The 5,564-nt window shown below is 47.7% G+C and carries 2 tRNA genes and 3 rRNA genes; all 5 read left to right on the forward strand.

Features of this window, described 5'->3' with window-relative positions:
- Positions 1-271: 271 nt before the first annotated feature.
- The 5 genes from DZ858_RS15065 (at position 272) to rrf (ending at position 5,522) form a co-directional block, all read left to right on the forward strand.
- Positions 272-1,799 (forward strand): 16S ribosomal RNA (locus DZ858_RS15065).
- 212 nt (positions 1,800-2,011) lie between these two features.
- A tRNA-Ile gene (locus DZ858_RS15070) sits at positions 2,012-2,085 on the forward strand.
- 120 nt (positions 2,086-2,205) lie between these two features.
- A tRNA-Ala gene (locus tag DZ858_RS15075) sits at positions 2,206-2,282 on the forward strand.
- 173 nt (positions 2,283-2,455) lie between these two features.
- Positions 2,456-5,287, forward strand: a 23S ribosomal RNA gene (locus DZ858_RS15080).
- A 128-nt stretch (positions 5,288-5,415) separates the two neighbouring features.
- Positions 5,416-5,522 (forward strand): 5S ribosomal RNA (gene rrf, locus DZ858_RS15085).
- Together the 16S, 23S and 5S rRNA genes with 2 tRNA genes alongside form the textbook arrangement of a ribosomal RNA operon.
- Positions 5,523-5,564 lie beyond the last annotated feature (42 nt).

Raw genomic sequence — 5,564 nt, forward strand, 5'->3', positions numbered from 1 at the left:
GGTTGTATATTTGCAGCCGCTTACAACGGTAAGCAAGTTCTTAAACAGGCGAAAGGAGTAATGATTACGGTGGTTCAAGTCCACTGCGTCTAACAAAATAAGGCTTAAGATTTAAGTCGAGTTTAAAGTTCATTGATATATTGAAATTGACAGCGAGATATAATTTTGGAAACGAATTATATCGAGATTGAAAAACTAAACTAAGTATAATCCTTGAGATTTTTTTGGGTAAGGCTTTTTAATTGTGGTATATTATATTATTTAAGATTCTACGATGAAGAGTTTGATCCTGGCTCAGGATGAACGCTAGCGGCAGGCCTAACACATGCAAGTCGAGGGGTAACATAGAAGAGCTTGCTCTTTTGATGACGACCGGCGCACGGGTGAGTAACGCGTATACAATCTGCCTTGTACAGGAGTATAGCCCAGGGAAACTTGGATTAATCCTCCATAGTCTATATAAACAACCTTGTTATTATAGTAAAGATTTATCGGTACAAGATGAGTATGCGTCCTATTAGTTTGTTGGTAAGGTAACGGCTTACCAAGACAGCGATAGGTAGGGGCCCTGAGAGGGGGATCCCCCACACTGGTACTGAGACACGGACCAGACTCCTACGGGAGGCAGCAGTGAGGAATATTGGACAATGGGTGAGAGCCTGATCCAGCCATGCCGCGTGCAGGAAGACGGCCCTATGGGTTGTAAACTGCTTTTATACGGGAAGAAACCTCCCCTCGTGAGGGGAGCTGACGGTACCGTAAGAATAAGGACCGGCTAACTCCGTGCCAGCAGCCGCGGTAATACGGAGGGTCCGAGCGTTATCCGGAATCATTGGGTTTAAAGGGTCCGTAGGCGGGCAGCTCAGTCAGTGGTGAAAGTTTGCGGCTTAACCGTAAAATTGCCATTGATACTGGTTGTCTTGAATTAATGTGAAGTGGTTAGAATGAGTAGTGTAGCGGTGAAATGCATAGATATTACTCAGAATACCGATTGCGAAGGCAGATCACTAACATTATATTGACGCTGAGGGACGAAAGCGTGGGGAGCGAACAGGATTAGATACCCTGGTAGTCCACGCCGTAAACGATGGTTACTAGCTGTTGGACCGATTGAGGTTCAGTGGCCAAGCGAAAGTGATAAGTAACCCACCTGGGGAGTACGTTCGCAAGAATGAAACTCAAAGGAATTGACGGGGGCCCGCACAAGCGGTGGAGCATGTGGTTTAATTCGATGATACGCGAGGAACCTTACCAGGGCTTAAATGCAGTTGGACAGGGGTGGAAACACCCCCTTCTTCGGACTGATTGCAAGGTGCTGCATGGTTGTCGTCAGCTCGTGCCGTGAGGTGTCAGGTTAAGTCCTATAACGAGCGCAACCCCTGTGGTTAGTTGCCAGCGAGTAATGTCGGGAACTCTAGCCAGACTGCCGGTGCAAACCGTGAGGAAGGTGGGGATGACGTCAAATCATCACGGCCCTTACGTCCTGGGCTACACACGTGCTACAATGGTAGGTACAGAGAGCAGCCACTGCGCGAGCAGGAGCGAATCTATAAAACCTATCTCAGTTCGGATCGGAGTCTGCAACTCGACTCCGTGAAGCTGGAATCGCTAGTAATCGGATATCAGCCATGATCCGGTGAATACGTTCCCGGGCCTTGTACACACCGCCCGTCAAGCCATGGAAGCTGGGGGTACCTGAAGTCGGTGACCGCAAGGAGCTGCCTAGGGTAAGACCGGTAACTGGGGCTAAGTCGTAACAAGGTAGCCGTACCGGAAGGTGCGGCTGGAACACCTCCTTTCTAGAGCAATCTTTCTTTTATTAGAAAGTAAGCGTATACCTAAGAAAGGCCAAACACAGAGAAGTTTGGGTTGTGCTTGGTTTAGCTGTCAATTTTAATTATTATAATAGTAGGTATGAGATATCAGATATGAGATGTGAGACAAAAGCACTTATATATAAGGGTAAAAGTCTAATAATCTAATGTCTAAAATCTAATGTCTATAAAAAGACAGTCTCATAGCTCAGCTGGTTAGAGCGCTACACTGATAATGTAGAGGTCGGCAGTTCGAGTCTGCCTGAGACTACGATTAAGATATAAGTTTTACGGTTTATATCTACGTTCATTACAAATTGAAAGGAAATTCTAGAAGTTGAGTAGTAGTTGTATCTAACTACTAACTACTATGTACTAACTACTAGTATATGGGGGATTAGCTCAGCTGGCTAGAGCGCCTGCCTTGCACGCAGGAGGTCATCGGTTCGACTCCGATATTCTCCACCAAGGACATATAATTTTTGTCTTCAGATTCAAAGAGCGATTCTAAGTGCTTGCGATAGGAGATGAGAAAGTCCAGACAGTTCATTGACATATTGGGAAATAAGAATACGAGAAAAGCAATAATTAAAGTATATTAAATTATACAATTGAATAACTCATTAAAGAGCAAAAAAGTACAATAAGCAAACTAAGAGCGTATGGGGAATGCCTAGGCTCTCAGAGGCGATGAAGGACGTGATAAGCTGCGAAAAGCTGCGGGGATTGGCACATACAAGTTGATCCGCAGATATCCGAATGGGGCAACCCACCATATTGAAGATATGGTATCCGCAAGGAGGCAAACCCGGAGAACTGAAACATCTAAGTACCCGGAGGAAGAGAAAACAATAGTGATTCCGATAGTAGCGGCGAGCGAAATCGGATTAGCCCAAACCCATTCTGTTACGGCAGGATGGGGGTTGTAGGACTACAATATTCAATGCTAGATGAATTAGAACAAGTTGGAAAGCTTGGCCAAAGAAGGTGACAGCCCTGTATAAGTAAAGAAAGCAACGATAGTAGTATCCTGAGTAGTGCGGGGCACGTGAAACCCTGTATGAATCCGGCGGGACCATCCGCCAAGGCTAAATACTCCTGAGAGACCGATAGTGAACCAGTACCGTGAGGGAAAGGTGAAAAGAACCCTGAACAAGGGAGTGAAATAGAACCTGAAACCATACGCTTACAAGCGGTCGGAGCCCCTTTGGGGTGACGGCGTGCCTTTTGCATAATGAGCCTACGAGTTACTGTTACTAGCAAGGTTAATCCCTTTAAGGGGAGGAGCCGTAGCGAAAGCGAGTCTGAATAGGGCGCCATAGTTAGTAGTAGTAGACGCGAAACCGTGTGATCTACCCTTGGGCAGGTTGAAGCTGTGGTAACACATAGTGGAGGACCGAACCCGTTGACGTTGAAAAGTCTTGGGATGACCTGAGGGTAGGGGTGAAAGGCCAATCAAACTCGGAAATAGCTCGTACTCCCCGAAATGCATTTAGGTGCAGCGTTGATTTATAGTTTTATAGAGGTAGAGCTACTGATTGGATGCGGGGGCTTCACCGCCTACCAATTCCTGACAAACTCCGAATGCTATAAAATGTTAATCAGCAGTGAGGGCATGGGTGCTAAGGTCCATGTCCGAGAGGGAAAGAACCCAGACCATCAGCTAAGGTCCCAAAATATACACTAAGTTGAATAAACGAGGTTGAACTGCCCAGACAGCTAGGATGTTGGCTTGGAAGCAGCCATTCATTTAAAGAGTGCGTAACAGCTCACTAGTCGAGCGGTTCGGCATGGATAATAATCGGGCATAAGTGTATTACCGAAGCTATGGACTTATAACAAGAGTTATAAGTGGTAGGGGAGCATTCTATTTGCGCTGAAGGTGAACTGCGAGGTTTGCTGGAGCGGATAGAAAAGAAAATGTAGGCATAAGTAACGATAATGCGGGCGAGAAACCCGCACACCGAAAAACCAAGGTTTCCTCAGCTATGCTAATCAGCTGAGGGTTAGTCAGGGCCTAACGCGAACCCGAAAGGGGTAGTGGATGGACAACAGGTTAATATTCCTGTACCTGCTCACGCTAAAAGTGACGGAGGCGAAAATTAGGTGCGTGCTGACGGAATAGCACGTTGAAGGGAGTGGTAACACCCCGATAGTACACTAAGGCTACGGCTGCGGTGATAATCCTGAGGATCGACTTCCAAGAAAAGCGAGTGAAGCAGCCTGTACCGTAAACCGACACAGGTGGTTGGGATGAGAATTCTAAGGTGCTCGAGAGATTCATGGCTAAGGAACTAGGCAAAATCGACCCGTAACTTCGGGAGAAGGGTCGCCCACACTATGTGTGGGCCGCAGTGAAGAGGTCCAGGCGACTGTTTATCAAAAACACAGGGCTCTGCGAAATCGAAAGATGAAGTATAGGGCCTGACACCTGCCCGGTGCCGGAAGGTCAAGGGGAGACGTAAGCTTCGGCGAAGCGTTGAACTGAAGCCCCGGTAAACGGCGGCCGTAACTATAACGGTCCTAAGGTAGCGAAATTCCTTGTCGGGTAAGTTCCGACCTGCACGAATGGTGCAACGATCTGGACACTGTCTCGGCCATGAGCTCGGTGAAATTGTAGTATCGGTGAAGATGCCGGTTACCCGCTGTGGGACGAAAAGACCCCGTGAACCTTTACTATAGCTTAGTATTGACTCTGGACAAATAATGTGTAGGATAGGTGGGAGACTTCGATCTTGCGTCGCCAGGCGTGGGTGAGTCACTGTTGAAATACCACCCTTTATTTGTTTAGAGCCTAACTCCTAACGGAGGACAGTGCTTGGTGGGTAGTTTGACTGGGGTGGTCGCCTCCAAAAGAGTAACGGAGGCTTCTAAAGGTTCCCTCAACACGGTTGGCAATCGTGTGTAGAGTGCAATGGCATAAGGGAGCTTGACTGAGAGACCTACAAGTCGATCAGGTACGAAAGTAGAGCATAGTGATCCGGTGGTTCCGCATGGAAGGGCCATCGCTCAAAGGATAAAAGGTACTCCGGGGATAACAGGCTGATCTCCCCCAAGAGCTCACATCGACGGGGGGGTTTGGCACCTCGATGTCGGCTCGTCACATCCTGGGGCTGGAGAAGGTCCCAAGGGTTGGGCTGTTCGCCCATTAAAGTGGCACGCGAGCTGGGTTCAGAACGTCGTGAGACAGTTCGGTCTCTATCTACAGTGGGCGCAAGAAATTTGAGTGGATCTGACTCTAGTACGAGAGGACCGAGTTGGACTAACCTCTGGTGTACCAGTTGTCCCGCCCGGGGCATTGCTGGGTAGCTACGTTGGGAAGGGATAAGCGCTGAAAGCATATAAGCGCGAAACCCACCACAAGATGAGATTTCTTTAAAGGGTCGTGGGAGACTACCACGTTGATAGGTCATAGGTGTAAGTGCGGTAACGTTCGTAGCCGAGTGATACTAATAACCCATAAGCTTATGTACGTCGCTTCTCCCCCTGCAAGGGGGGAGGGCTAACTCTTTATATAAGTGATCAAATTTGATTACTGCCTTTTTTGTATTCTTTTCCTATATGTTATAATATTAAGTCCCCGAAAATCGGGACGAAGACTTAAGGTGGTTATAGCAACGGGGCTCACCTCTTACCATTCCGAACAGAGTAGTTAAGCCCGTTTGCGCCGATGGTACTACACCGTGGGAGAGTAGGTCGCCGCCTTCTTATAAACCCCCTCATCATACCGATGAGGGGGTTTTTTTATGC

Source organism: Marixanthomonas ophiurae, from assembly GCF_003413745.1.
Lineage (GTDB): Bacteria > Bacteroidota > Bacteroidia > Flavobacteriales > Flavobacteriaceae > Marixanthomonas > Marixanthomonas ophiurae.